The sequence below is a fragment of the Pseudonocardia endophytica genome (genome assembly GCF_004339565.1).
In the GTDB taxonomy this organism is placed as follows: domain Bacteria; phylum Actinomycetota; class Actinomycetes; order Mycobacteriales; family Pseudonocardiaceae; genus Pseudonocardia; species Pseudonocardia endophytica.
The window spans coordinates 1,495,540-1,519,745 of the sequence record NZ_SMFZ01000001.1 but is presented as its reverse complement, the minus strand read 5'-3'; the positions used below and the strand labels follow the sequence as shown (position 1 = coordinate 1,519,745).

Sequence of the window (24,206 nt, the reverse complement as noted above, 5' to 3'; positions counted from 1 at the left end):
TCGTCGTCGTGCTCGATGACTTCCTCCGCGCCCGGGTAGACGCACGCCGCGTCGAGCTCGCCGGAGCGGCCCGCCCGCGACCGGCCCACGGGTACCGGTTACGGACGCTCCCTCTACGGGTGTGGTGGGCAGCCCGACCTCGTCGCGGAATCACCTGCCTCGTCACGACGCCGGACGGTGCCGCCGTGCTGGGTGGCCGCCTTCGAGGAGATGGCTCGGCGGCGGGCCGGAACACGCAGCCGCGGTGAACCGCTCAGCACCTCTCAGAGCTGGTGGCGAGCTTCCGGCAGGCCGTCGTCGCTCGACCGTCCGTCGACGACGAGCGATCCGCCGGGCAGACCGCGTCTCCCGGTGGTCAGGCCGACGCGTCGAACGACACCGAGCGGACACCGCCGCGCAGGAGCATCTCGACGAACCGGTGGCTGCGCTCGACGTGCTCGCGCATGAGCTCTCTGGCGTCCTCGGCATGATCGTCGACGAGCAGCTCGAGGATGCGCACGTGGTCGGTGTGGATCTCGTCCCGGCGGTTCAGGCCGTCGAGCCGCCGGTAGGGCCCGGTGCGCGAGTAGATGGTGCCCAGCAGCCTGACCAGCTCCTGGTTGCCGGACAGCCGGGCCAGCTCGGAGTGGATCTGCTCCTCGACCATCGGGTCCCCGCTGGTCTCGTCGCGTGCCTGCGCGAGCAGGCGCTCCAGGGAGGCTCGGTCGGCGTTGCGGGCGACCAGCCGGATGACCAGCTCCTCGAGCGTCGCCCAGATCACCATGAGGTCGGCGACCGTCTCGAGCCGGACCACGCGCACCGCGTAGCCGCCCGCCGGTAGCCGCTCGACCAGGCCCATCTCCTGCAGCGACGTCAGAGCCTCGCGCACCGGGGTGCGGCTGACCTCGTACCGCTTGGCCAGACCCTCCTCGGTCAGCCGCTCGCCGGGCTCGAGCTCGAAGTCCGAGATCTGTCGAGCGACCGCGTCCACCACCATCCGGCTCCGCGCCTCGTTGGCCCCAGCCGCCATGACTCCTCAACGTCCCATCGTCACGTCGCCGTACTCCCGGAGCGAACCGTATACCGCTCGGGATGCGGTCGTGGCTCTCGCCGCGTCCGCCGTCCGCGTCGATGTCGGCACGGCAGCGGTCACCTCGTCCGCCGGTCGTGGTCCGGCCCGGGTGAGGTGACGCCGCGTCGTCGTCATCGGGCGTCACAGGATCGTAACCGCTGAGTCTTGCCGAGGGTCGGCCCCAGTTCTACTGTCCGCTGGGAACAGTACTGCATACAAATATGTATGCGACGTGTCGGACGCCCTGTACGGCGCCGTTCCCACAACGGGAGGACCACCGTGACGAGCAATCAGCCCCCCGCCGGGCGCGAGTCCGCGGCCCCGCCGTCGGGTGTCGGACCGGTTCGCGGCGCCGAGTCCCTCGGCGAGATCGTCGATCGGATCGGCGTGACCCGGACCCACTACGTCGCCCTGGTGCTCGTGGTGCTGGGCGGTCTCTTCGAGGTCTTCGAGCAGTTGATCCTCTCCTCGCTGGGGCCTGCCCTCCAGGAGGCGTTCGGGATCGACTCCGCGCTGGTCAGCGTCCTGTCCAGCGTCACGCTGCTGGCCGTGGTCGCGGGAGGGATCGTCGGGGGGATCCTCGGGGACCGCTTCGGACGGCGGGCGGTGCTCTCGGTGAGCCTGGCGATCTACTGTGCCGGCACCGTGATCTCCGCGTTCTCGCCGAGCTACGAGGTGCTCGCCTTCAGCCGGGTCGTCACCGGGCTCGGGGTCGGCGGGGAGATCGCCATCGGGTTGACCTACCTCTCCGAGCTGTCCCCGACGAAGGTGCGCGGCGTGTTCGTCTCGCTGTTCAACACCGTCTCGGCCGGCGTGGGCACCTTCCTGGTCTTCGCCTACACCTTGCTGGTGCTGGGACCGGTGGCGACCGCGGTCGGCGCCGGACCGGACGCCTGGCGCTGGGCGTTCGGCCTGCTCGGCATCCCGGTCGTCTTGATCGTGTTCTTCCGCCGGTACCTGCCGGAGACCCCGGCGCATCTGCTCAAGACGGGTGACCTCGACGGGGCGAACGTGGCGTTGACCCGGCTGGCACGGGGACGGCTGCGCCTGCGCCCGGACGACGAGGTGACCACCTACGTCGACGAACGCACCGCCGCGGCCTCGGAGAGCGCGCAGGCCGCCGGGAGCACCCGACAGGAGCTGGCGAGCGTGGTCGGCCGTGCGCTGCGCGGCCGTACCGTGGTCATGTCCCTGGCGGCGTTCCTGGCCTGGGGCGTGCAGTTCAGCGTCATCATCATCATGCCGATCCTGCTGGTGCAACGCGGCTACTCGGTCGCGGGCAGCCTGGCGCTGACGATGGTGCAGAACCTCGGCGCCCTGATCGGTGCGTGTGTCGCGACGTTCGCGAGCTACGCGGTGGCGCGTCGGTTCGTGGTCGCGGTCGGAACGGTTGCCGGTGCCGTGTCCGTCGTCGCGTTCGCCCTGCTTGCCTACTCGGACCTGACCATCCTGCTCATCGGGTTCGTGTTCCAGGTGTTCTGTCTCATGGTCAACACCACGCTCTGGCTGTGGGCGCCCGAGCTGTATCCGACGCACGTCCGCGCGTTCGGTACGTCGCTGATCGTGAACATCGGTTTCCTCGGCGGCGCGGTGATACCGGTGCTCGTCACCGTCGTCTTCGAGTGGGCAGGGGTCGTGCCCGCGTTCGCCCTCCTCGCGGTCATGTACGTGGTCATGGCGCTGCTGATGACGCGAGCGACCGAGACCCGCGGCGTCTCGCTGGAACGGCTGCACGGCGACGCCCCCGCCGCGGCCTGAGCGGCGCCGATCCGCATCACCACACCGACGACGTCGGGATCCGGGCTCGACTGTCGACCCCGGGGCCGCCGAGCGAGAGGACGAGATGACCGCACGCGACAGGGACTTCATCGGATACTCCGACGACTATCCGGACGTGTCCTGGCCGGAGGGCAGGCGGCTCGCCCTCTCGATCGTCGTCAACTACGAGGAGGGTGCCGAGCGCGCGTACCCGAGCGGGGACACCACCCAGGAGATGCTGACCGAGTGGGGCCGCTCCCCGGTGCCCGACGGCACCCGCGACCTCGCCATGGAGTCGATGTACGAGTACGGCTCGCGGGTCGGTGTCTGGCGCATCCTGGACGTGCTGCGCAAGCACTCGGTGCCCTCGACGTTCTACGCGGCCGCGAAGGCCCTGGAGATCCACCCCGACGTGGCACGGGCGGCCGTCGAGCAGGGTCACGAGATCTGCAGCCACGGGCTGCGTTGGGAGGAGGTCTTCCATCTCTCCCGGGACGAGGAGCGGGCCCACATCCGGGAGGCCGTCGAGATCATCGAGCGGGTCAGCGGTTCGCGTCCGCTCGGCTGGTACTGCCGCTACGGCCCCAGCGTGCACACCCGTGACCTCGTCGTCGAGGAGGGCGGGTTCAGCTACGACTCGGACGCCTACAACGACGACCTGCCCTATTTCGTCGACGTCCACGGTACCGACCACCTGGTGATCCCCTACACCGCCGACGTCAACGACATGCAGTGGTGGATGGGCAGCATGGTCACCGGCGACGAGTTCCTCACCTATGCCCGCCAGTCGCTCGACGTGCTGCGCGCCGAGGCCCAGCACCGGCCGCGGATGATGTCGGTCGGGCTGCACTGCCGGATCATCGGTCGACCCGGCCGGATCGGCGGCCTCGACGAGTTCCTCGCCTACGCCTGCTCGTTCCCGGACGTGTGGATCACGACGCGGGCGCAGATCGCCGAGTGGTGGCACACCCTGCGCAAGGACGGTGCGGTGTGAGTGACGATGTCCGGATCGACGGGTTCGTCCGGCACCGGGGCGGCCCCGACGGCAGCGGCCTGCTGTTGTCGTCGGCGAACGTCCCGGAGATCCAGAACTGTCTGGGAGTGGCGACGGTCCCCGAAGGGGTCGTGGCGGAGCGGGAGACGGTGCACGTCACCGGCGAGGTGATGTACGTCGCGGCCGGGAGCGGCGAGCTGCGCAAGCGGGGGGAGTCGCTCCCGTTCCGCCAGGGGGACGCGATCTTCATCCCGGCCGGTGAGTGGCACTCGTTGGCCAACACCGGGACCGGGGACCTGGTGTCGGTCTTCTCCTTCCCCCACCCCGCGCGGCCGGTCAGCGAGTCCCGCCCGGCCGGCTGACCGGGGCGTCGGGCCTGCCGGTGGCCGGGCTCGGTGCTCCGGTTCGGGCGAGCGTGGGCGGCGGCACCGACCTCGGCCGCGCCGGTCTCGGAACGGGGATCGGCGATCGTCGGCCGGGGGGTACCGTGGAGAACGGTCGTTTTCCGGGAGGAGGTCGTGGTGGCGGGGGTGGACGTCGAGGATGCGCGCACGCGGTTGCTCGACGCCGCGGAGGAGCTGTTCTACGGCCGCGGCATCCAGTCGGTGGGCATGGACGAGGTCAGGGGCCGTTCCGGACTGTCGATCAAGCGCGTGTACTCCCTCTACCCGGGCAAGGAACAGCTGGTCGAGGCGTACCTCGAGCGTCGTGATCGGCGGTGGCGTGGACGGCTGGCTGCCGCCGTGGAGCGGGAGCCGGATCGGCGACGTCGGCTGCTCGCGGTGTTCGACTGGCTGGACTCGTGGTTCCACGAACCCGGGTTCCGTGGTTGTGCCTGGATCAACGGCTACGGCGAGCTGGGTGCGGTCTCCGAGCCCGCCGCCCGCCAGGTGCGCGCGCACAAGGAGGCGTTCGCCGGGTACCTGGACCGGCTGGTGGCCGACGCCGGGCTGCCGCCCGCGCTCGCCGGGCGGCTCCTGTTGCTGGCCGAGGGCGCGATGGTGACCGCGGGGATCTTCGGGCCGGGCGATGTCGCCGTGCGGGCGCGCGAGGCCGCGGAGGATCTCGTGCGCGCGGCCTCCGGCGGCTGAGCCCGCCACGTCCTGGCCCCCGGCCACCACTCCCACCTGCCACTTGCGGTGAGAACGATCGTTCTCCTAAGCTGTGGAGAACGATCATTCTCCTACAGGAGGTCACCATGGCCGACCGGCCGCCACTGCCCCCGTTCACGCTCGAGACGGCCCTGCAGAAGGTCCAGGCCGCCGAGGACGCCTGGAACACCCGGGACCCGGAACGGGTCTCGCTCGCCTACAGCGAGGACTCGGTCTGGCGCAACCGCGACCAGTTCGTCACCGGGCGGGAGGCCATCGTCGAGTTCCTGACCCGCAAGTGGGAGCGCGAGCTCGACTACGCCCTGCGCAAGTCCCTGTGGACGTTCGCGGGCAACCGCATCGCGGTGCGGTTCCAGTACGAGTCCCGCGACGCGCAGGGTCGGTGGTGGCGCAGCTACGGCAACGAGAACTGGGAGTTCGACGAGCACGGCCTGATGGTCCGCCGCGAGGCGAGCATCAACGACCTGGCGATCGAGGAGTCCGAGCGCCGGATCTTCGGGGCTCGGCCGGAGTCGGAACGGGGCGTCGACATCCCGTTGCGGTGACCGGTACCGCGCCGTCCGCCGTGGGTGACGGCGGCGGAACGACGTGACGCGTGCCCGCACTCGTCGACCACGTCGGTCGCAGGCTCCACCTGGCCATCGCTGCCTGGCGGTATGCGTGACCGCCCGGCCGCAGACATCACTCGCTGTCGAGGATTGATCCGTTTGCCGAACAGTGACCACGGACGGCCACGCACACACGCCGGGCAGCAGGCGCCCGGCACCGGGATGCAGCACGGTCGGAGGGAGTCGTCCGATGTGGTCGTCGTCGGCGCCGGCCCGACCGGGCTGGCACTCGCCGGTGACCTGGCCAGGGCGGGCGTCGCGGTGGTCGTGATCGAGAGCCTGCCCGAACCGAGCCGGGGCCGAAGGCGAACGCCGTGGTCGGGCAAGCCGCACGGCTGCTCCACCAGCGCGGCATCCTGGCTCGCCTCGGCCATCCCGGCGCCCCACCGGTGGGGCAGGCGTTCCAGTTCGGAGGAATCGGGCTCGACCTGACGACGGCCCCCGAGAGCCCGCTCCACGGCGTCTCCACCTCGCAGCAGGAGCTCGAGAGCGCACTCGCCGCCCGGGCCGACGAGATGGGGGTGGATCTCCGCCGGTCCACCGAGCTCGTCGGCATCGCCGAGGGGCCGGACCGGGTGACGGCACGGGTGCTCGACGGCGCCGGGCCGGCAGAGATCGACGCCGCCTACATCGTCGGCTGCAACGGAGCGCACAGCCGTGTACGCGATCTGGCCGGAATCGGCTTCCCCGGCATCACCGACAGCACCGTGGTGTCCCGCTCGGCGGAGGTGACCATCCCGGCCGCGACACTCGTGCCCGAGCGGGCCGAACTCGAGTTGCCCGGTGTCGGCGCCCTGGGGCTCTACCGGTGGAACCGGACCCCGCGCGGAGCCTGGTCGATGCTTCCCAGAGCCTCCGGGACGCTGCTGGTCAGTGCGTTGGAGTGGGAGCACGACGGGAACGGGGACGACAGCGACGAGGGCCCGGCAACGGTCCCCGAGGTCGCTGCCGCCATCGAGCGGGTGCTCGGCTCCCGGATCCCGATGTCCGCGCCAGCCGGCCCGGGACCGCACCAGCTGCGCCGGCGGCGGGGCCGCAACACCCGGATCGCCGAGACCTACCGGCGAGGCCGGATCCTGCTCGCCGGCGATGCGGCCCACGTGCACAACGCGGTCGGTGCCCCCGGACTCAACGTCGGTCTCCAGGACGCGGTGTGTCTGGCGTGGCGGCTCGCCGGAGCCGTCCGCGGAACCCCACGGCTGCTCGATGGATACGAGCGGGAGCGCCGACCCGCCGCCGACCGCGTTGCGGTGCACACACAGGCCCAGACACTGCTGCTCTCTCCCGGGGCCGAGGTCACGGCGCTGCGGGCGCTGCTGTCGGAGTGGGTCCGGGAACCGGTCGTCGTCGGGCGGCTGGCCACGCTCCTGGAGGGTCCGGACGTGCGCTACCCCTGTGACGCGGACGCGCACCGTCTGACCGGATGGTTCGTTCCCGACATCGACGGGGTGGACCACCATCTCGATGACCCCCGCCCGGTCCTGTTCGACCTCGGCGGCGCCCCGGCCGAACGCCCTCATGGCGTGACCGTCGTGGAACTGGCCGTCGCCGCCCCGCCGGTCGGTGCCCTGCTCGTGCGCCCGGACGGCTACGTCGCGTGGGCTGCCGACGAGAGCGGACCACGCGATGCGACGGCACTGCACCACGTCGCCGTCGCTCTCGGGAGCGATGCGTGACCTACCACCGCTCGCACGGCGAGGTCCGCTCGCTACGAGGCAATCCCTCACTCCCACCGGACCCACTCGGCGAGCGCGGGCCGGTCGGACGGTCGCTCCGTCGTGGGTGTCAGTACGGTGGTGCGTTGCCCCGTGAGGAGAAGGAGCGCTGTGGTGCCCGATGCATTCGCCCTGACCGGCGCCACGATCGTCACGGGTGACGCCGACGGCTCCACCTTGCCGGACAGCACCGTCGTCGTGGGTAGGGACGGTGTGATCGAGGCCGTCGGTCCGACGGCGGACACCGAGGTACCGGCCGGTTACCGGCGGATCGATACAGCTGGACGGTTCGTCACTCCCGGTCTGATCAACGCCCACGCACATCTGTTCTCGGACGGTCGTCCCCTCCCGAAGATCCTGGTGAACGAACGGCTGAGCGGCGTCGTGGTCGCGGTCGGTCGTAGCCCGGTCGGCAGGATGGTGTTCAAGCGGCGTACCAGGGAGAACGTCCGCACTCAGCTGTACGCGGGGGTCACGACGCTGCGCAGCGTCGGCGACACCGGCTACGAGGTCGTCGACGTCGCCGCAGAGATCGACGCCGGACGGTACGTCGGGCCTCGTGTGCTGGCGTCCGGGCCGCTGCTGGCGATCACCGGCGGGCACGGTGCGCCACAGATCGCACTGACCAGCGACTCACCATGGGACGCGCGCCGCAACGCCCGCGCCAACATCCAGCGCGGGGTGAAGGCGATCAAGATCTCGGCGACCGCCGGCGTCACCGACGCTCGCGCCGTGGGCTACGCGGGCCGACCGGAGATGACCGAGGCCGAGATGACCGGGATCTGCGAGGAGGCGCACAACGCCGGCATCCCGGTCGCCGCGCACGCTCAGAGCGCGGCCGGGATCCTTGCCTCGCTGCGCGCCGGCGTCGACACCATCGAGCACGGCGCCGCGATGACCCCGGAGATCATCGAGCTGTTCCGCGCCAATCCCCGCTCTCTGCGGGGTTGGTCCGCGCTCGTGCCGACGCTGCAGGCGTGCCTTCCTCTGGTCAAGCTCGACCAGGAGACGACAGGTGCCGACGACGTCGTGCGCGCCAACGCCGAGATGATCGCGGACGAGATGGTGCAGGGGATCCGCGACGCGCTGGACAACGGGATCACCATCGGGATGGGCACCGACTCCGCGCTCACCTACGTCACTCACTACAACGTGTGGCGCGAGATGGATCTGCTCGTCCGCTACGGCGGGATGACGACCGCTCGCGTGCTGAACTCGGCGACGCGGACCAACGCCGGGATCATCGGTGTGGACGGGGTGACCGGATCCATCGAGGCCGGGAAGTCCGCCGACCTGGTCGTCGTCGACGCGAACCCGTTGGACGGTTTCCGGGCCTACGTCGATCCGGTCATGGTGGTCGCACGGGGAACGGTCATCGACCGCCCGACCGTCGAGCGGTTCGAGGACATCGACGCTCAGCTCGACTCGTTCTGACCGGTCGGTTCCGGAAGCGGCTCCGGCCCCGGCTCCGGCTCCGGCACCGGTACGGGCTCTGGCTGGTCGGTCACGCCGGAGCCTCGGCCGGCGGAGTCGACGAACCCGGCCAGCCATCGGGCGGACGGCACTCCGTCGACGAAGACCGCCTTGACCAGCAGGCTGAGCGGGATGGCGAGCACGGCACCGAGCGGGCCGAGCACCCAGGACCAGAACGCGACCGAGGCCATCGTCACGGTCATCGACATGCCGACCGCGTCACCGACGACCTTCGCCGGGATGATTGTCGTGATGATCGAGTTCAGGACGAAGTACACGACGACCACGACCAGCATGCTCTGCCAGCCCTGGGTGAGCAGGGCCAGCAGTGCAGGAGGCGCGAGTCCGATGAGGAAGCCCACGTAGGGAACGAAGTTGCACGCGGCGGCGAGGACCCCCCACAGCACCGCGAGTGGAATCCCCATGATCAGGAGGAACACCGCGTCCAGCGCGCCGACGACGAGCGCGAATCCCCCGGTGATCGCGATGTAGCGGCGGGTGCCCGCGACGAACCCCCGCAGCGCGCCGGCCAGCCGGGGATGGTCGCTCATCAGAGCGGCCGAGCGGTGCCGGATCTGGGTGGATTCGATGCCCATGAACAGCAGCAGGCTGTAGACCAGTACCAAGGCCGCGACGAGGCCTGCCACCGACGGTATCCGGGCGGTCAGCCAGCTCGCCAGCGTCAGCAGGTCGACCTCGCGGTAGAGATCGCGGATCGGCTCCGAGCCTATGCCGAGCTCGCCGAGCCGGCCGGCGAGGTCCTGGACCATCCGCACGGCCGGTTCCGCGTAGGACGGCAGCACCGTCGCGAGGCGGGCCATCGCGTAGACGACGATCGCGACCAGGCCGAGGATCACGCCGTAGATCGCGAGCAGCAGGGCGAGCAGCGCAACGGCGGTCGGTACTCGCCGCCGGACCAGAGCCTCGTGGACGGGATGCACGAGAATCACGATCACGAGCGCGAACACGGCCGGAACCACCAGCCACGCCAGCAACTGCAGGCCCAGCACGGTGATGACCATTCCGCCGAGGACGACGAAGACGGTCACGCTGCGCGGCAACCGCACATCCATCGATCCCACCGTCGTCCCCTTCGCGCGACGGGACGACCGGCCGGATGGCTCCGGTGACGTCGCCGCCCGTCGCTGCGGGTGGAGCGTAGCGGCCCGAGACGGAGATCCGACCTCCCGATCAGGCTTGTTCGGCGCCGACCATCGGTGCCACCCACAGCGTGTCGGGACGGCACCGAGATCGGGCGGGCCGGGGGCGTCAGGGGGGGCCGATTCCTTGTTCGGCGGCCCTAGAATTCGGCGACGGCGGTCGGTCACATCGGGAGTGGTGCGCATGGAACCGGGCGAGCGGTCGGGTCCCCGATGGCTGCGGTGGGGTGCTGCGGTGGGGGCGCTGGTGCTCGCCGCCGCGGTGGGCGCGGCCACCGCGCTGTGGCTCTCGCCGTCGGTGTCGGCCTGCCGGGTCGACGCGGTCGCGGATGCGGTGCTGCCGTCCGTCGTGACGATCAGCGCCGCGGGCCGTGGTGGCAGCGGCACCGGTTCCGGCGAGGTCGTGCGCGCGGACGGGCACATCCTGACCAACAACCACGTCATCTCCCCGGCGGCGAACGGCGGCACGGTGCAGGTTCTGTTCTCCGACGGAGAGGCTGTCCCGGCGACGATCGTCGGTCGTGACCCGCTCACGGATCTCGCTGTGCTGCGCGTCGTGCCGCCACGCCCGCTGGCCGTCATCGAGTTCGGTTCCAGTGCCGGGGTGGGGGTGGGCGACCCGGTGGTGGCGCTCGGTGCGCCACTGGGCCTGTCCGGCACCGTGACCAGCGGCATCGTCAGCGCTCAGGACCGCACCGTTCAGGTCCCCGGTGACGGCGGTCGGTCGGCCCTGCTCGTCTCCGCGCTCCAGACCGACGCGGCGATCAACCCGGGTAACAGCGGCGGCGCGCTCGTCGACTGTGACGGCCGGATCGTGGGGGTCCCGACCGCGGGTGCGACCGCGCCGGGGTCGACCGGAAGTGTCGGACTGGGGTTCGCCATCCCGTTCGACTTCGCGCGAACGATCGCCGACGAGATCATCGCCACCGGTCGGGTCACGCATGCCACGTTCGGGATCCAGGTGACGCCGATCCCACCGTCGGCCGCGGACCAGGCCGGTGTCGCGGCGGGCCTGTTCGTCGCGGCCACCACGCCGAACGGGCCGTCCGACCGGGCCGGGATCCGGCCCGGTGACGTCATCACCGCCGTCGACGGTGCTCCGGCGCAGAGCGTCGACCAGCTGTCCTCGCTGACGATCACGCGGTCCCCTGGGGAGGCGGTGGGGCTCGCTGTCGAGCGGGACGGGAGCCAGCGGAACGCGGACGTCGTCCTCGGCGCGGCGACATCGTGAGGTGGACGGAACACGACTCCCGCGCCGGTGCGGCGTCAGCTGGTCTCGGCGGGCGGGGCGCCGGTCGCGACGGATTCGGGGACTTCGCCGGGTAGGTAGTGGGGGAGCCGGCCCGCGGGGACGATGGCCAGTGCGCTGACGCCGGCCAGCACGAGCAGCCCGAGGCGCAGCGCGCGCAGCCGCGCGTCCTCGTTGAGCGCGACTGCGGCGTCGACCTGGGTGGGAGTGGCGTCGGTGCCCTCCAGGACGGTCCGCAGCTGGTCGTTGCTGACGAAGTTGGTGTTGTCGAGGTCGACCTGGGCGGCGAGCTCGGGTGGGAGCTCGACGTTGCCGGCCAGTGCGGTGGTGATGTTCGCGGTCAGGATGCCGACCAGCAGTGCGCCCGCGACAGCGGTGCCGACGGCGGAGGCAAGGTTCTGGACGGTGCCGCGGACCGAGCCGACATCACCGGCCAGTTCCTTCGGCGACGCGGTGACCAGGACGTTGAACACGAGGGTGACGAGCGCGCCCTGCCCGACCCCGAACACGAACAGCCCCAGAATGGTCGGGAGGGTCTCCCAGTTGTTGGACACCACCAGGGACAGCCAGACCAGGGCGATGGTGGTGAGCCCGAACGCGACCATGCCGATGGTGCGCGGGGTGAACCGGCCGTAGAAGCGCACCACCAACAGCGCGGTGACGAACACGGTCAGGTTGAACGGCAGCATCGCCAGCGAGGTGTCGAACGCGGTGCGTCCCTGCACGATCTGGATGTAGAGCGGCACGGTGAAGTTGAGCGCCGCCTCGAGCCCGACGACGATGAACATGGCGTAGACGGCGGCCCGCTCGCGCGAGGAGCCGAACACCGACAGGCTCACCAGTGGCACCTTGCCCGCGTCCGTCCGGCGCCGGGTCCACAGGAAGAACAGCTGCGCGACGACCACACCGAGCACGAGCATGATCGGCGCGGGGGACACTCCCGCGATCGAGAACGGCGCGTCCGGCTCGGCGCGCAGCAGCCCCCAGTCGTTGAGGTTGTTGACACCGAGGGTCAGCAGCACGATCGCGGCGCCGATGAGGACCGCCGCGGCGACGTCGATCTCGATGTCCGGGTTGCCCTTGTCCGAGCGCAGCCGGAAGCTGAGGGCGAACACGGCGACGGCGAGGACGAGCACGACGACGAAGACCTGCCGCCAGCCCACGTAGGTCGCGAGCGTGCCGCCGATTAGGAACGCGCTCACCCCGGCGAGAGCCCGGGCGGAGCCGAGGGATCCGATGGCCGTGGCCTGCTGCGCACCGTGGTAGTTCTCCGCGATGAGCGCGACGAGCGAGGGCACGATGATCGCCGCGGACGCGCCGGCGAGTGCCTGGGCGAGGATCACCCAGCCCACGGACGGGGAGAGGATCATCGTCAAGGCGGAGATCGCGAACACGGCGACGACGACGCGGAACACGATGACCCAGCCGACCCGCTGGCCGATCTTCGCGCCGACCATGACCAGCGCGGCGACCACGAGCCCGTACGTGACGATCGCGGTACTGACGTCGGTCGGGGGGACCCCGAAGTCGTCGACCATCCCTCCCAGCGAAACCGGCAGGGCGGACACGTTGTAGGACATGAGGATCTGGGCGAGGAACAGGCCGATCATCGGTACCCAGGACACCCGGGTCTCGGTCGGGGTCGTCGTCTCGGTCATGGATTCCGTTCCTCGCTGACGTGGGGATCCGATGCGAAGACGTTGAGCCCGAGGGCCCGGGACAGGTACGCGGTGGCGATCTGGCCGCGTACGCTGTTGCCCGCCGGGTCCAGCCGTGGCGCGTACGCCCCGATCCCGGCCTTGCCGGGCGCGACGGTGACCAGGCCGCCGGAGACCCCGGACTTGCCGGGCAGGCCGATCTCGAACAGCCACTCACCGGAGCGCTCGTAGAGTCCGCTGGCCGCCAGGACCGCCAGCGAGTCGCGACACACATCGGCCGACACGACCCGCTCACCGGTCAGCGGGTTCACCCCGCCGTCGGCCAGCGTGGCGCCCATGACGGCGAGGTCACGGGCATCCACGCGCAGCGCGCACTGGCGGGTGTACACGTCGACGACGGCGAGCGGGTCCCCCTCGATGCGGCCGTAGCTGCCGAGCAACTGGGCGATCGCCCGGTTGCGGTGGTTGGTCGCCGACTCCGAGCGGTACACCTCGTCGTCGACCTCGAGCGCGCGGCCCGCGAACCGGGACAGGCCGTCGAGCACCGTCGTCCACCTCCGTTCCGGGGTGTCGCCGGCCACCAGCGCCGTCGTCGCGATCGCCCCGGCGTTGACCATCGGGTTCATCGGATGCCCGTCGTTCAGCTCGATCGCCACGACCGAGTTGAACGCCAGGCCCGTGTTGTTGACCCCGACGACGTCGAGGACGCGCTCGTGGCCGTAGGCATCGCACAGCAGCGCGTAGACGAACACCTTGGAGATGGACTGGATCGAGAACTCCGTGCGAGTGTCGCCGAGCTCGTGCAACCCGCCCTCGACATCGGCGACGCAGAGTCCGAACGCCTCGGGATCGGCCTGGGCGAGGATCGGGATGTAGTCGGCGACCGCGCCCTCGCGATGCCGTTCCGCATGCCGGTATGCCCTGGACAGCAGTTCGTCGATATGCCCGCCGGGCGGCACCGCACCGGTGCTGACGGCCTGACCGACAGCACCGACGTCCAGATCCATGCGGGACCCCCGTTCGACGCCTCGGAGAGTGTGTGCCACAGCACTACACGAGCGTTCCACCGCCCACAAGCACGAACATCCATCGTGGAGCGTCGATGCGGTACGACGATCGGGTCCGCACGGCAAGGATGTGCCGGCAACGGTCGTCGCAAGTGGGCCTCGCCCGGTGACCGGGTCCCGTCCTGAGTGGACCCGCACACGCCGCGAACCGCTGGGGAGTGCCTCTATCTCTCCGCGTGTGCGACCGAGGCTGGTCGCCATCCGTGGAGCGGATCGCCGCGGAAGCTCCACGGATAGGTCCACGAGTGCGGCTCCGAATGGAGCCGCACCCGGTCCGACCTGGTGCCCCCGGCAGGATTCGAACCTGCGACCAGAGGATTAGAAGGCCTCTGCTCTGTCCACTGAGCTACGAGGGCGTTCGGGTGATCCACCGCCGCGACGAGGGTATCGGTTGGCCGCAACACGCCGGGAGGACGTGCCGTCACGTTGCGGATCGGTTGCGGCCGCGCAGAGATCGACAGGTCAGGACGGGGTCCGCCACGGGCGTTGCCGCCCGGTCGGCGGAGCGGCGCCCGGAAAGGGCCTCGCCTGCAGTGCTGACGGAGCGTGGCCTCCATACTGTCTCCCATGGTTCTGGGACTGCGATCCGCGATCGGGTCGGATGTGGGCCGGCGCCGGACGTCGAACCAGGATTCCGGTGCGACGACATCGCGCATGCTCGTCGTCGCCGACGGTATGGGTGGACATGCCCATGGTGAGATAGCCAGCTCGGTCACCGTGGCCGCGCTGGCCGAGCTCGACGCCCGCCTGCCCCAGGACCTCGTCGGCGTCGACCTCGCGGCGGAGATGAGTGGCGCGCTCGTCGACGCGACGGATCGGCTCGGACAGTGGGCCGCGCACGACCCGGACACCCGGGGCATGGGGACGACCGTCGTCACGCTGCTGCTCAGCGGGGAGCACCTCGCCCTCGCGCACATCGGCGACTCGCGGATATACCTCCTCCGGGACGGCGTGCTGACCCAGATGACCCACGACCACACGATGGTCCAGCAGCTCGTCGACGAAGGTCAGATCACGCCCGAGGAGGCGCTGAGCCACCCTCGTCGCTCCGTCCTCATGCGGGCCCTCAGCACGGACCACCCCCCGGAGCCGGATCTCGACCGCATCGAGATCCGGGCGGGGGACCGTTTCCTGCTCTGTTCCGACGGGGTGACCGCCGTGCTCGACGACGACGCCCTCCTCGAGCACGTCGGCTCCGGCGAGCCCGACGACGTCGTCGCTCGATTGATCGAGACCGCCAACGAGCGCGGGGGACCGGACAACATCACCGCGGTCGTGGCGGACGTCGTCGAACTCGAGGACGAGGGGCCGCCGCGGCCCACCGACCCCCGCCTCGTCGGCGCGGCGGCCGAGGCGACCACCCCGGGCTGAGGGTCACCGGCGGGCCACGAGGCGGCGCAACGACACCCGCCCCTCACGGACGTGACGGTTCGCGGCCAGCTCGGCCCGGAGATCGTCCGGGAGGGTGCGCGGCAGCAGGCCCGCGGTACAGAGCTGGTCGACGTGCGCCCGCGCGTCCGGAGGACGGGGCGCGCTGCGGAAGACGACACGGTCGTCGCCCATGACCGCGAAGTCTGCGGCGGTCAGCAGCCAGTCGGGGTGCTCGACGACGCTGCGGTGCGTCCAGTGAGCACGGACGCGTCCCCGCAGTCCTCGGGCGCGCAGACCGAGAGGCGGTCCGTCGGGGACGAGCACGCAGAGCAGCCCGTGGGGTCGCAGCACGCGTCGGAACTCCGCGAACAGGCCGTCGAGATCGGAGAGGCCGGGGGCGATCGGGCCGACGACGAGTGCCGGGACGCACCGGCCGGCCAACGGGAGTGCGCTCGGCCTCGCGCGGACGAGCGCGCCTGCCTGCCGAGGACCCGGGTGGACGGTGACGTACCCGTCGCCGACCAGAACATGGCCCGGCTCGCCGCCGGCGGGGGCCCACATCCACTGCGCGGCCGTGACGCCTCGTCCGATCTCGAGGCGATGCAGGGTGTTGTCGATCTGTGACCCGCACTCGTCGCACGACATCGCTCGAGTGTCCCGGGACCTCGGCCCGTCGGGTCCGGGACCCGCTGTGGCGCATCGCAGGACGAGCGGTGTCCCGGACACGATGATCGAGACTCCGTCCGCATCGGACACCGCTGCGCCGTCCGCCGACCACTCGTCGCACCCGGGATCCGCGCCGGATGGTCGACAAAATTCTTGCCGATCGGGGCGTCCCCGCGAGGGTCGACGACGAGCGGTGGTCCGGACGGTGCCACGACGGGAGTCGGCAACCCCCTCTTGCGTGATCCGTGCTGCTCAGTGAGGATGCAGGTGAGCCCGACGGCTGTGACCGTTCGTCGCAGACGCCAGGTGACAACCTAGTGGCTGCGAGACGTCCGCGAAGCGGATCATCGCAGGTCACGGCGGTTTTCCGACCCCGGTTTGACGTACTCGGTCATCGGGGCGTAACTTCTTCTCTGTCAGCGAGACAGCCGGACAGAACGCCTCCTTGGTGGGGCGGTCAACAGGCCCGCTGGCCACATCCTGTAGGACCTGGTGGGGCTTCGGCTCGTGGGTTTTGGGGTGTTTGAGGTAGTCGCTTCGGTCGGCTCACTGTGAGGTGGGTGGCTGTGTGCGGGTGTCTTTTGAGAACTCAACAGTGTGTCGAGCTTTTTTGTTTGGCGCTTTGGTTTTTGTGCCAGATTGTTTTGTGCTGCTGCTGCGGATCCCGTCTGTGGTGGTAGTGCGTTTGTTGGTCAGGGTTTTGTTGGAGAGTTTGATCCTGGCTCAGGACGAACGCTGGCGGCGTGCTTAACACATGCAAGTCGAGCGGTAAGGCCTTTCGGGGTACACGAGCGGCGAACGGGTGAGTAACACGTGGGTGACCTGCCCTCAGCTCTGGGATAAGCCTGGGAAACTGGGTCTAATACCGGATAGGACTATGGGATGCATGTCCTGTGGTGGAAAGTTTTTCGGCTGGGGATGGGCCCGCGGCCTATCAGCTTGTTGGTGGGGTGATGGCCTACCAAGGCGGTGACGGGTAGCCGGCCTGAGAGGGCGACCGGCCACACTGGGACTGAGACACGGCCCAGACTCCTACGGGAGGCAGCAGTGGGGAATATTGCGCAATGGGCGGAAGCCTGACGCAGCGACGCCGCGTGGGGGATGACGGCCTTCGGGTTGTAAACCTCTTTCGCCAGGGACGAAGCTTTTGTGACGGTACCTGGAGAAGAAGCACCGGCCAACTACGTGCCAGCAGCCGCGGTAACACGTAGGGTGCGAGCGTTGTCCGGAATTATTGGGCGTAAAGAGCTCGTAGGCGGTGTGTCGCGTCGGCCGTGAAAACTTGGGGCTTAACTCTGAGCGTGCGGTCGATACGGGCATCACTTGAGTTCGGCAGGGGAGACTGGAATTCCTGGTGTAGCGGTGAAATGCGCAGATATCAGGAGGAACACCGGTGGCGAAGGCGGGTCTCTGGGCCGATACTGACGCTGAGGAGCGAAAGCATGGGGAGCGAACAGGATTAGATACCCTGGTAGTCCATGCCGTAAACGTTGGGCGCTAGGTGTGGGGACCATTCCACGGTTTCTGTGCCGCAGCTAACGCATTAAGCGCCCCGCCTGGGGAGTACGGCCGCAAGGCTAAAACTCAAAGGAATTGACGGGGGCCCGCACAAGCGGCGGAGCATGTGGATTAATTCGATGCAACGCGAAGAACCTTACCTGGGTTTGACATGCACAGGATTGCGGCAGAGATGTCGTTTCCCTTGTGGCCTGTGTGCAGGTGGTGCATGGCTGTCGTCAGCTCGTGTCGTGAGATGTTGGGTTAAGTCCCGCAACGAGCGCAACCCTTGTTCCATGTTGCCAGCGGGTTATGCCGGGGACTCATGGGAGACTGCCGGGGTCAACTCGGAGGAAGGTGGGGATGACGTCAAGTCATCATGCCCCTTATGTCCAGGGCTTCACACATGCTACAATGGCTCATACAGAGGGCTGCGAGACCGTGAGGTGGAGCGAATCCCTTAAAGTGAGTCTCAGTTCGGATCGGGGTCTGCAACTCGACCCCGTGAAGTTGGAGTCGCTAGTAATCGCAGATCAGCATTGCTGCGGTGAATACGTTCCCGGGCCTTGTACACACCGCCCGTCACGTCACGAAAGTTGGTAACACCCGAAGCCGGCGGCCCAACCCCTTGTGGGAGGGAGTCGTCGAAGGTGGGACTGGCGATTGGGACGAAGTCGTAACAAGGTAGCCGTACCGGAAGGTGCGGCTGGATCACCTCCTTTCTAAGGAGCTCACCATGTGGTGAGGGTAGACCGCCCTGTTTTGGTGGGGTGGTTCTCCTTTCATTGATCCACTGTTTGGGCCGGTTGGTCCGGGTGGTGGCTGGGTGGAACGCAATACCAAGTTGATAGTGCCGAATGGATGAGCTCGCACACTGTTGGGTCCTGAGAAGACACCGTCTTCTTTCGGCCATCGCTTTCGTCTGGTTCCTAATGCCCGCGTGTGTGGGTGGTGGTTCTGGTGCGGGGGTGTGTGGTGGTGTGTTGAGTGTTGCATAGTGGATGCGAGCATCTTGTTGTGGTCAAGTTGTTAAGAGCACATGGTGGATGCCTGGGCATCAGGAGCCGATGAAGGACGTGGGAGGCCGCGATAGTCCTCGGGGAGTTGTCAACCGAGCTGTGATCCGAGGGTGTCCGAATGGGGTAACCCAGCGCCCGTCATGGGGCGTTACCCGTATCTGAATTCATAGGGTGCGGGAGGGAACGTGGGGAAGTGAAACATCTCAGTACCCACAGGAAGAGAAAACAATAGTGATTCCGTGAGTAGTGGCGAGCGAAAGCGGATGGTGGCTAAACCGTGTCCGTGTCAAGCCGGCAGGTGTTGCGGGTGCGGGGTTGTGGGATTTCGCCGTTAGTTCTCTGCCGAGAGCTGGATGAGTGTTGTGTGGTGTTAGTGGAACATCTCTGGGATGGATGGCCGTAGTGGGTGAGAGCCCCGTACGCGAAAACACTGTGCACGTCATGGGCGTTGTTCCCGAGTAGCAGCGAGCTCGTGGAATTCGTTGTGAATCTGGCGGGACCACCCGTCAAGCCTGAATACTACCTGGTGACCGATAGCGGACGAGTACCGTGAGGGAAAGGTGAAAAGTACCCCGGGAGGGGAGTGAAAGAGTACCTGAAACCGTGTGCTTACAAGCCGTCAGAGCCTTGAGTCTTCGGACGGGGTGATGGCGTGCCTTTTGAAGAATGAGCCTGCGAGTTATGCTTCGTGGCGAGGTTAACCTGTGTGGGGTAGCCGTAGCGAAAGCGAGTCCGAATAGGGCGCAATATAGTCGCGGGGTGTAGACCCGAAGCGGAGTGATCTACCCATGGCCAGGGTGAAGCGTCGGTAAGACGTCGTGGAGGCCCGAACCCACCAGGGTTGAAAACCTGGGGGATGAGCTGTGGGTAGGGGTGAAAGGCCAATCAAACTTCGTGATAGCTGGTTCTCCCCGAAATGCATTTAGGTGCAGCGTCGTGTGTTTCTCACCGGAGGTAGAGCACTGGATGGCCTAGGGGGCCGACAAGCTTACTGAAGTCAGCCAAACTCCGAATGCCGGTGAGTGAGAGCGCGGCAGTGAGACTGCGGGGGATAAGCTTCGTGGTCGAGAGGGAAACAGCCCAGATCACCGGCTAAGGCCCCTAAGCGTGCGCTAAGTGGGAAAGGATGTGGGATCGCCGAGACAACCAGGAGGTTGGCTTAGAAGCAGCCATCCTTGAAAGAGTGCGTAATAGCTCACTGGTCAAGTGGTCCTGCGCCGACAATGTAGCGGGGCTCAAGCGTACCGCCGAAGCCGTGGCAATGCCGGTTCGTCCGGTGTTGGGTAGGGGAGCGTCCTGCATGTGGTGAAGCCCGTGAGTGATCGTCGGGTGGAGTGTGTGGGAGTGAGAATGCAGGCATGAGTAGCGAATGCAGAGTGAGAATCTCTGCCGCCGTATGACCAAGGGTTCCTGGGCCAGGTTGTTCCGCCCAGGGTGAGCCGGGACCTAAGGCGAGGCCGTCAGGCGTAGTCGATGGACAACGGGTTGATATTCCCGTGCTCGTGATAGTGCGTCCATGCTGGGGCCGGTGATGCTAACCATCCGAACCCATCCTCTAGCGCCCTTCGGGGTGTGTCTGGGTGGGGGAGCGTGGGATCCGATCCGGTAGTAGGCAAGCGATGGGGTGACGCAGGAGGGTAGCTCCGCCACGCGGTGGTTGTCGTGGTGTAAGCCTGTAGCCCGACGTCCAGGGAAATCCGGGCGTTGTGAGGGGTGAGAGGTGATGCGTAGCCGATTGAGGCGAAGTAGAGTGATCCCGTGCTGTCGAGAAAAGCCTCTAGTGAGTGCTGTTGCGGCCCGTACCCTAAACCGACACAGGTGGTCAGGTAGAGAATACCGAGGCGATCGAGTGAACTGTGGTTAAGGAATTCGGCAAAATGCCTCCGTAACTTCGGGAGAAGGAGGGCCATTCGCCTTGAAGCCCCTGTGCGGGCTAGGGGTGGGTGGTCGCAGAGACCAGGCCCAAGCGACTGTTTACTAAAAACACAGGTCCGTGCGAAGTCGCAAGACGATGTATACGGACTGACGCCTGCCCGGTGCTGGAACGTTAAGAGGACCTGTTAACTCCTTTCGGGGGGTGAAGCGGAGAATTTAAGCGCCAGTAAACGGCGGTGGTAACTATAACCATCCTAAGGTAGCGAAATTCCTTGTCGGGTAAGTTCCGACCTGCACGAATGGCGTAACGACTTGGGCGCTGTCTCGACCACAGACTCGGCGAAATTGCATTACGAGTAAAGATGCTCGTTACGCGCGGCAGGACGGAAAGACCCCGGGACCTTTACTACAGCTTGGTATTGGTGCTCGGTTCGGCTTGTGTAGGATAGGTGGGAGACTGTGAAGCGGCCACGCTAGTGGTGGTGGAGTCGTTGTTGAAATACCACTCTGGTCGGACTGGGTGTCTGAACCTCGGGCCATGATCTGGTTCAGGGACAGTGCCTGGTGGGTAGTTTAACTGGGGCGGTTGCCTCCTAAAGGGTAACGGAGGCGCCCAAAGGTTCCCTCAGCCTGGTTGGTAATCAGGTGGTGAGTGTAAGTGCACAAGGGAGCTTGACTGTGAGACTGACGGGTCGAGCAGGGACGAAAGTCGGGACTAGTGATCCGGCACCTCCTGGTGGAAGGGGTGTCGCTCAACGGATAAAAGGTACCCCGGGGATAACAGGCTGATCTTGCCCAAGAGTCCATATCGACGGCATGGTTTGGCACCTCGATGTCGGCTCGTCGCATCCTGGGGCTGGAGTAGGTCCCAAGGGTTGGGCTGTTCGCCCATTAAAGCGGTACGCGAGCTGGGTTTAGAACGTCGTGAGACAGTTCGGTCCCTATCCGCCGCGCGCGTTGGAGACTTGAGGAAGGCTGTCCCTAGTACGAGAGGACCGGGACGGACGAACCTCTGGTGTGCCAGTTGTCCCGCCAGGGGCACGGCTGGTTGGCTATGTTCGGAAGGGATAACCGCTGAAGGCATCTAAGCGGGAAGCTCGTTCCAAGATGAGGTCTCCCACCACCTTGAGTGGTTAAGGCTCCCAGTAGATGACTGGGTTGATAGGCCGGAGATGGAAGCCCTGTGAGGGGTGGAGTTGACCGGTACTAATAGGCCGAGGGCTTGCCACAACGTGTTGTTCGCATCCACTGTGTGACCCTGAGCACACCACCCGCATGTGGTGGTTTGTTTCAGGTGAAAGTAAGAATTGGATAGTGTTGTCGGTGGTTATGGCGGTAGGGGAACGCCCGGTCCCATTCCGAACCCGGTAGCTAAGCCTTCCTGCGCCGATGGTACTGCACTCGACAGGGTGTGGGAGAGTAGGTCGCCGCCGACATTCAACCTGGGGAATAGCCCGTGGATTCGTTCCACGGGCTATTTCTCGTTTCGAAGGAGGCGTGCAGGGCGCCCCCGTTCGGATTCTCCTCGGTGGGGCCGACGGTTCCCGGGCCGCGGGTGCGCTGCGGGCCCGAGTTGTCCCCAACTCGTCGTACGCATCCACAGATGCACGATCCGGTCCGCCGGACGGTGCCACCGGCTCGATGCTGGTCGGGACAGTCCATGGCATCGACCGAGGAGCACTCATGCGCGCCACCTATCTGACCGTGACCGGCAACCTCACCCGTGATCCCGTCACGCGGCACACGAAGGACGACCACCAGATCACCGAGTTCGGCCTCGCGCACAACTACCGCAAGCTGGACCGGACGACCGGCCAGTGGGAGGACACCGAGCCGACCTACTACACGGTGACGTGCTGGCGCCGGCTCGCGGAGAACGTCGACAAGTGTCTGGAGAAGGGCGACCCGGTCGTCGTGCACGGGAAGTTCACGACCCGGGAGTACGAGACGACGAACGGGCAGATCCGCGTGCAGCTGAAGATCGAGGCCGAGAGCGTCGGCCCGGACCTGCAACGGACGCTCGCCGAACCGCAGCGGAAATCGGGCAACTCCGTCGCGCCGACGCCACCGGCGGACGCGGCTGCGCCGGTTCCGAACACGGTGCCGGATGCGGAGGATCCCGACGACGACCGTGAGGACCACGGCCCGGCGGCCGACGTGGAGGCCGTGCTCGTGGACGCCCTACCGGCCGGGAGCCAGTGACGGGGGCGAACTACCATTGTCGTCGTGGCGGACCTGATTTACACCATGCGGAACGTGCGTAAGGCGCACGGCGACAAGGTCATCCTGGAGAACGCGTCGATCAGCTTCCTCCCGGGTGCCAAGATCGGTGTGGTCGGCCCGAACGGGGCCGGTAAGTCCACCGTTCTGAAGATCATGGCCGGTCTGGAGCACGCGAACAACGGCGACGCCCAGCTGAAGCCGGGCGCGACCGTCGGCATCCTGCAGCAGGAGCCTCCGTTGAACGAGGAGAAGACGGTCCTCGGCAACGTCGAGGAGGGCGCGGGCGAGGTCAAGGTCAAGCTCGACCGGTTCAACGAGATCGCCGAGCTCATGGCGACCGACTACTCCGACGAGCTGATGGAGGAGATGGGCCAGCTCCAGGAGGAGCTGGACCACGCCGACGCCTGGGAGCTGGAGTCCCAGCTCGAGCAGGCGATGGACGCCCTGCGGTGCCCCCCTGGCGACGCGAAGGTCAGCCACCTGTCCGGTGGCGAGCGTCGCCGGGTGGCGCTGTGCAAGCTCCTGCTGTCCAAGCCGGACCTCCTGCTCCTCGACGAGCCCACCAACCACCTGGACGCGGAGAGCGTGCTGTGGCTGGAGCAGTTCCTCGCGACCTACCCGGGCGCCGTCCTCGCGGTCACCCACGACCGGTACTTCCTGGACAACGTGGCCGGCTGGATCCTCGAGCTCGACCGCGGCCGGACGTTCCCGTACGAGGGCAACTACTCCACCTACCTGGAGAAGAAGGCCGAGCGTCTGGCGGTCCAGGGCAAGAAGGACGCCAAGCTGCAGAAGCGCCTCAAGGAGGAGCTGGCCTGGGTCCGCTCCAATCCGAAGGCCCGTCAGGCGAAGAGCCGGTCGCGTCTCGACCGCTACGACGAGATGGCGGCCGAGGCGGAGCGGCACCGCAAGCTGGACTTCGAGGAAATCCAGATCCCGCCGGGCCCGCGGATGGGCAACCAGGTCGTCGAGGTCTCGAACCTCGACAAGGGCTTCGACGGTCGGCAGCTGATCAAGGACCTGTCGTTCACGTTGCCGCGCAACGGCATCGTCGGCGTGATCGGTCCGAACGGTGTCGGTAAGACGACACTGTTCAAGACGATCGTCGGCCTGGAGCAGCCGGACTCGGGTGTCGTCAAGATCGGTGACACCGTCTCCTTGTCCTACGTCGACCAGAACCGTGGCGGCATCGACCCGAAGAAGACCGTGTTCGAGGTCGTCTCGGACGGGCTGGACTTCATCCAGGTCGGCAACGTCGAGATGCCGTCGCGTGCCTACGTCGCGGCGTTCGGGTTCAAGGGACCCGACCAGCAGAAGCCGGCAGGCGTCCTGTCCGGTGGCGAGCGGAACCGGCTGAACCTGGCTCTGACGCTCAAGCTCGGCGGTAACCTGATCCTGCTCGACGAGCCGACGAACGACCTGGACGTCGAGACTCTGGGCTCGCTGGAGAACGCGCTGGAGCAGTTCCCTGGCTGTGCCGTCGTGATCTCCCACGACCGCTGGTTCCTGGACCGGGTCTGCACCCACATCCTGGCGTGGGAGGGCACGGACGCGAACCCGGCCGCGTGGTTCTGGTTCGAGGGCAACTTCGAGGCGTACGAGGCCAACAAGGTCGAACGCCTCGGGGCGGAGGCGGCGCGGCCGCACCGAGTGACGCATCGTAGGCTCACCCGCGACTGATCACCACCTCATCGGACGCTTCCCCATCGT

Annotated in this window: 16 protein-coding genes, 1 tRNA gene, 3 rRNA genes and 1 pseudogene; 15 read left to right on the top strand and 6 right to left on the bottom strand. The window is 67.5% G+C overall.

What is annotated here, in order from left to right:
• Positions 1 to 355: 355 nt before the first annotated feature.
• Positions 356 to 1,009 carry a GntR family transcriptional regulator gene (locus EV378_RS06760; RefSeq protein WP_132421857.1) on the bottom strand — a complete coding sequence of 218 codons (654 nt, stop codon included), beginning with the start codon at positions 1,007 to 1,009 and terminating at the stop codon, positions 356 to 358.
• Positions 1,010 to 1,330: 321 nt separating this feature from the next.
• On the opposite strand from EV378_RS06760, the gene EV378_RS06755 reads away from it, so the two are divergent.
• From EV378_RS06755 to EV378_RS06720, 8 genes and pseudogenes are all read left to right on the top strand, one after another.
• Complete coding sequence (locus tag EV378_RS06755; RefSeq protein WP_165922170.1) at positions 1,331 to 2,809, top strand: MFS transporter; 1,479 nt, start codon at positions 1,331 to 1,333, stop codon at positions 2,807 to 2,809.
• Positions 2,810 to 2,894: 85 nt separating this feature from the next.
• The gene (locus tag EV378_RS06750) at positions 2,895 to 3,803 is read left to right on the top strand and encodes an allantoinase PuuE (protein ID WP_132421853.1); all 909 of its coding nucleotides are present in this window, start codon (positions 2,895 to 2,897) and stop codon (positions 3,801 to 3,803) included.
• On the top strand, positions 3,800 to 4,165 hold the full coding sequence (locus EV378_RS36700; RefSeq protein ID WP_165922169.1) for a cupin domain-containing protein: 366 nt from the start codon (positions 3,800 to 3,802) through the stop codon (positions 4,163 to 4,165). The genes EV378_RS06750 and EV378_RS36700 overlap by 4 nt, the downstream gene beginning before the upstream one ends.
• A 159-nt stretch (positions 4,166 to 4,324) precedes the next feature.
• On the top strand, positions 4,325 to 4,894 hold the full coding sequence (locus EV378_RS06740; RefSeq protein WP_341540411.1) for a TetR/AcrR family transcriptional regulator: 570 nt from the start codon (positions 4,325 to 4,327) through the stop codon (positions 4,892 to 4,894).
• A 107-nt stretch (positions 4,895 to 5,001) separates the two neighbouring features.
• Positions 5,002 to 5,460, top strand: a complete 459-nt coding sequence (locus tag EV378_RS06735; protein WP_132421849.1) for a nuclear transport factor 2 family protein — start codon at positions 5,002 to 5,004, stop codon at positions 5,458 to 5,460.
• Positions 5,461 to 5,571: 111 nt separating this feature from the next.
• A pseudogene (locus tag EV378_RS37015) lies at positions 5,572 to 6,713 on the top strand (FAD-dependent monooxygenase); the annotation flags it as partial.
• A gap of 60 nt (positions 6,714 to 6,773) precedes the next feature.
• The gene (locus EV378_RS37010; protein ID WP_424511233.1) at positions 6,774 to 7,199 is read left to right on the top strand and encodes an aromatic-ring hydroxylase C-terminal domain-containing protein; all 426 of its coding nucleotides are present in this window, start codon (positions 6,774 to 6,776) and stop codon (positions 7,197 to 7,199) included.
• A 153-nt stretch (positions 7,200 to 7,352) separates the two neighbouring features.
• Complete coding sequence (locus EV378_RS06720; protein ID WP_132421843.1) at positions 7,353 to 8,672, top strand: amidohydrolase family protein; 1,320 nt, start codon at positions 7,353 to 7,355, stop codon at positions 8,670 to 8,672.
• Here the strand turns inward: EV378_RS06720 and EV378_RS06715 are convergent.
• Positions 8,654 to 9,784, bottom strand: coding sequence for an AI-2E family transporter (locus EV378_RS06715; protein ID WP_165922168.1), 1,131 nt, complete (start codon positions 9,782 to 9,784; stop codon positions 8,654 to 8,656). The two genes, EV378_RS06720 and EV378_RS06715, sit on opposite strands and share 19 nt — an antisense overlap.
• A gap of 322 nt (positions 9,785 to 10,106) precedes the next feature.
• Between EV378_RS06715 and EV378_RS35240 the strand changes: the two genes are divergently transcribed.
• The gene (locus EV378_RS35240) at positions 10,107 to 11,102 is read left to right on the top strand and encodes a S1C family serine protease (protein WP_165922167.1); all 996 of its coding nucleotides are present in this window, start codon (positions 10,107 to 10,109) and stop codon (positions 11,100 to 11,102) included.
• 35 nt (positions 11,103 to 11,137) lie between these two features.
• Here the strand turns inward: EV378_RS35240 and EV378_RS06705 are convergent, their stop codons facing one another.
• From EV378_RS06705 to EV378_RS06695, 3 genes are all read right to left on the bottom strand, one after another.
• On the bottom strand, positions 11,138 to 12,778 hold the full coding sequence (locus tag EV378_RS06705) for an MFS transporter (RefSeq protein ID WP_207908586.1): 1,641 nt from the start codon (positions 12,776 to 12,778) through the stop codon (positions 11,138 to 11,140).
• Positions 12,775 to 13,785 (bottom strand): glutaminase A, encoded by a 1,011-nt coding sequence (gene glsA / locus EV378_RS06700; RefSeq protein ID WP_132421839.1) that lies wholly within the window; start codon positions 13,783 to 13,785, stop codon positions 12,775 to 12,777. Before glsA ends, EV378_RS06705 begins: the two co-directional genes overlap by 4 nt.
• Positions 13,786 to 14,125: 340 nt before the next feature.
• Positions 14,126 to 14,201, bottom strand: a tRNA-Arg gene (locus EV378_RS06695).
• 211 nt (positions 14,202 to 14,412) lie between these two features.
• Here EV378_RS06695 and EV378_RS06690 point away from each other — a divergent pair.
• Complete coding sequence (locus tag EV378_RS06690; RefSeq protein WP_165922166.1) at positions 14,413 to 15,216, top strand: PP2C family protein-serine/threonine phosphatase; 804 nt, start codon at positions 14,413 to 14,415, stop codon at positions 15,214 to 15,216.
• A gap of 3 nt (positions 15,217 to 15,219) precedes the next feature.
• Here the strand turns inward: EV378_RS06690 and EV378_RS06685 are convergent, their stop codons facing one another.
• Positions 15,220 to 15,861 (bottom strand): hypothetical protein, encoded by a 642-nt coding sequence (locus tag EV378_RS06685; protein WP_132421837.1) that lies wholly within the window; start codon positions 15,859 to 15,861, stop codon positions 15,220 to 15,222.
• A 721-nt stretch (positions 15,862 to 16,582) separates the two neighbouring features.
• On the opposite strand from EV378_RS06685, the gene EV378_RS06680 reads away from it, so the two are divergent.
• The 5 genes from EV378_RS06680 (at position 16,583) to ettA (ending at position 24,176) form a co-directional block, all read left to right on the top strand.
• Positions 16,583 to 18,101 (top strand): 16S ribosomal RNA (locus EV378_RS06680).
• A gap of 297 nt (positions 18,102 to 18,398) precedes the next feature.
• Positions 18,399 to 21,503 (top strand): 23S ribosomal RNA (locus EV378_RS06675).
• A gap of 89 nt (positions 21,504 to 21,592) precedes the next feature.
• Positions 21,593 to 21,709, top strand: a 5S ribosomal RNA gene (rrf, locus tag EV378_RS06670).
• Together the 16S, 23S and 5S rRNA genes form the textbook arrangement of a ribosomal RNA operon.
• A 247-nt stretch (positions 21,710 to 21,956) precedes the next feature.
• Complete coding sequence (locus tag EV378_RS06665; protein WP_165922165.1) at positions 21,957 to 22,475, top strand: single-stranded DNA-binding protein; 519 nt, start codon at positions 21,957 to 21,959, stop codon at positions 22,473 to 22,475.
• Positions 22,476 to 22,499: 24 nt separating this feature from the next.
• Positions 22,500 to 24,176, top strand: coding sequence for an energy-dependent translational throttle protein EttA (gene ettA, locus EV378_RS06660; RefSeq protein ID WP_132421833.1), 1,677 nt, complete (start codon positions 22,500 to 22,502; stop codon positions 24,174 to 24,176).
• Positions 24,177 to 24,206 lie beyond the last annotated feature (30 nt).

Coding starts and splice junctions, on each gene's coding strand:
- EV378_RS06735 (WP_132421849.1), top strand. CDS start 5,002: ATGGCCGACCGGCCGCCACTGCCCCCGTTCACGCTCGAGACGGCCCTG.
- glsA (WP_132421839.1), bottom strand. CDS start 13,785: ATGGATCTGGACGTCGGTGCTGTCGGTCAGGCCGTCAGCACCGGTGCG.
- EV378_RS06760 (WP_132421857.1), bottom strand. CDS start 1,009: ATGGCGGCTGGGGCCAACGAGGCGCGGAGCCGGATGGTGGTGGACGCG.
- EV378_RS06705 (WP_207908586.1), bottom strand. CDS start 12,778: ATGACCGAGACGACGACCCCGACCGAGACCCGGGTGTCCTGGGTACCG.
- EV378_RS06685 (WP_132421837.1), bottom strand. CDS start 15,861: ATGTCGTGCGACGAGTGCGGGTCACAGATCGACAACACCCTGCATCGC.
- EV378_RS06715 (WP_165922168.1), bottom strand. CDS start 9,784: ATGGATGTGCGGTTGCCGCGCAGCGTGACCGTCTTCGTCGTCCTCGGC.
- EV378_RS06665 (WP_165922165.1), top strand. CDS start 21,957: ATGCGCGCCACCTATCTGACCGTGACCGGCAACCTCACCCGTGATCCC.
- EV378_RS06690 (WP_165922166.1), top strand. CDS start 14,413: ATGGTTCTGGGACTGCGATCCGCGATCGGGTCGGATGTGGGCCGGCGC.
- EV378_RS06750 (WP_132421853.1), top strand. CDS start 2,895: ATGACCGCACGCGACAGGGACTTCATCGGATACTCCGACGACTATCCG.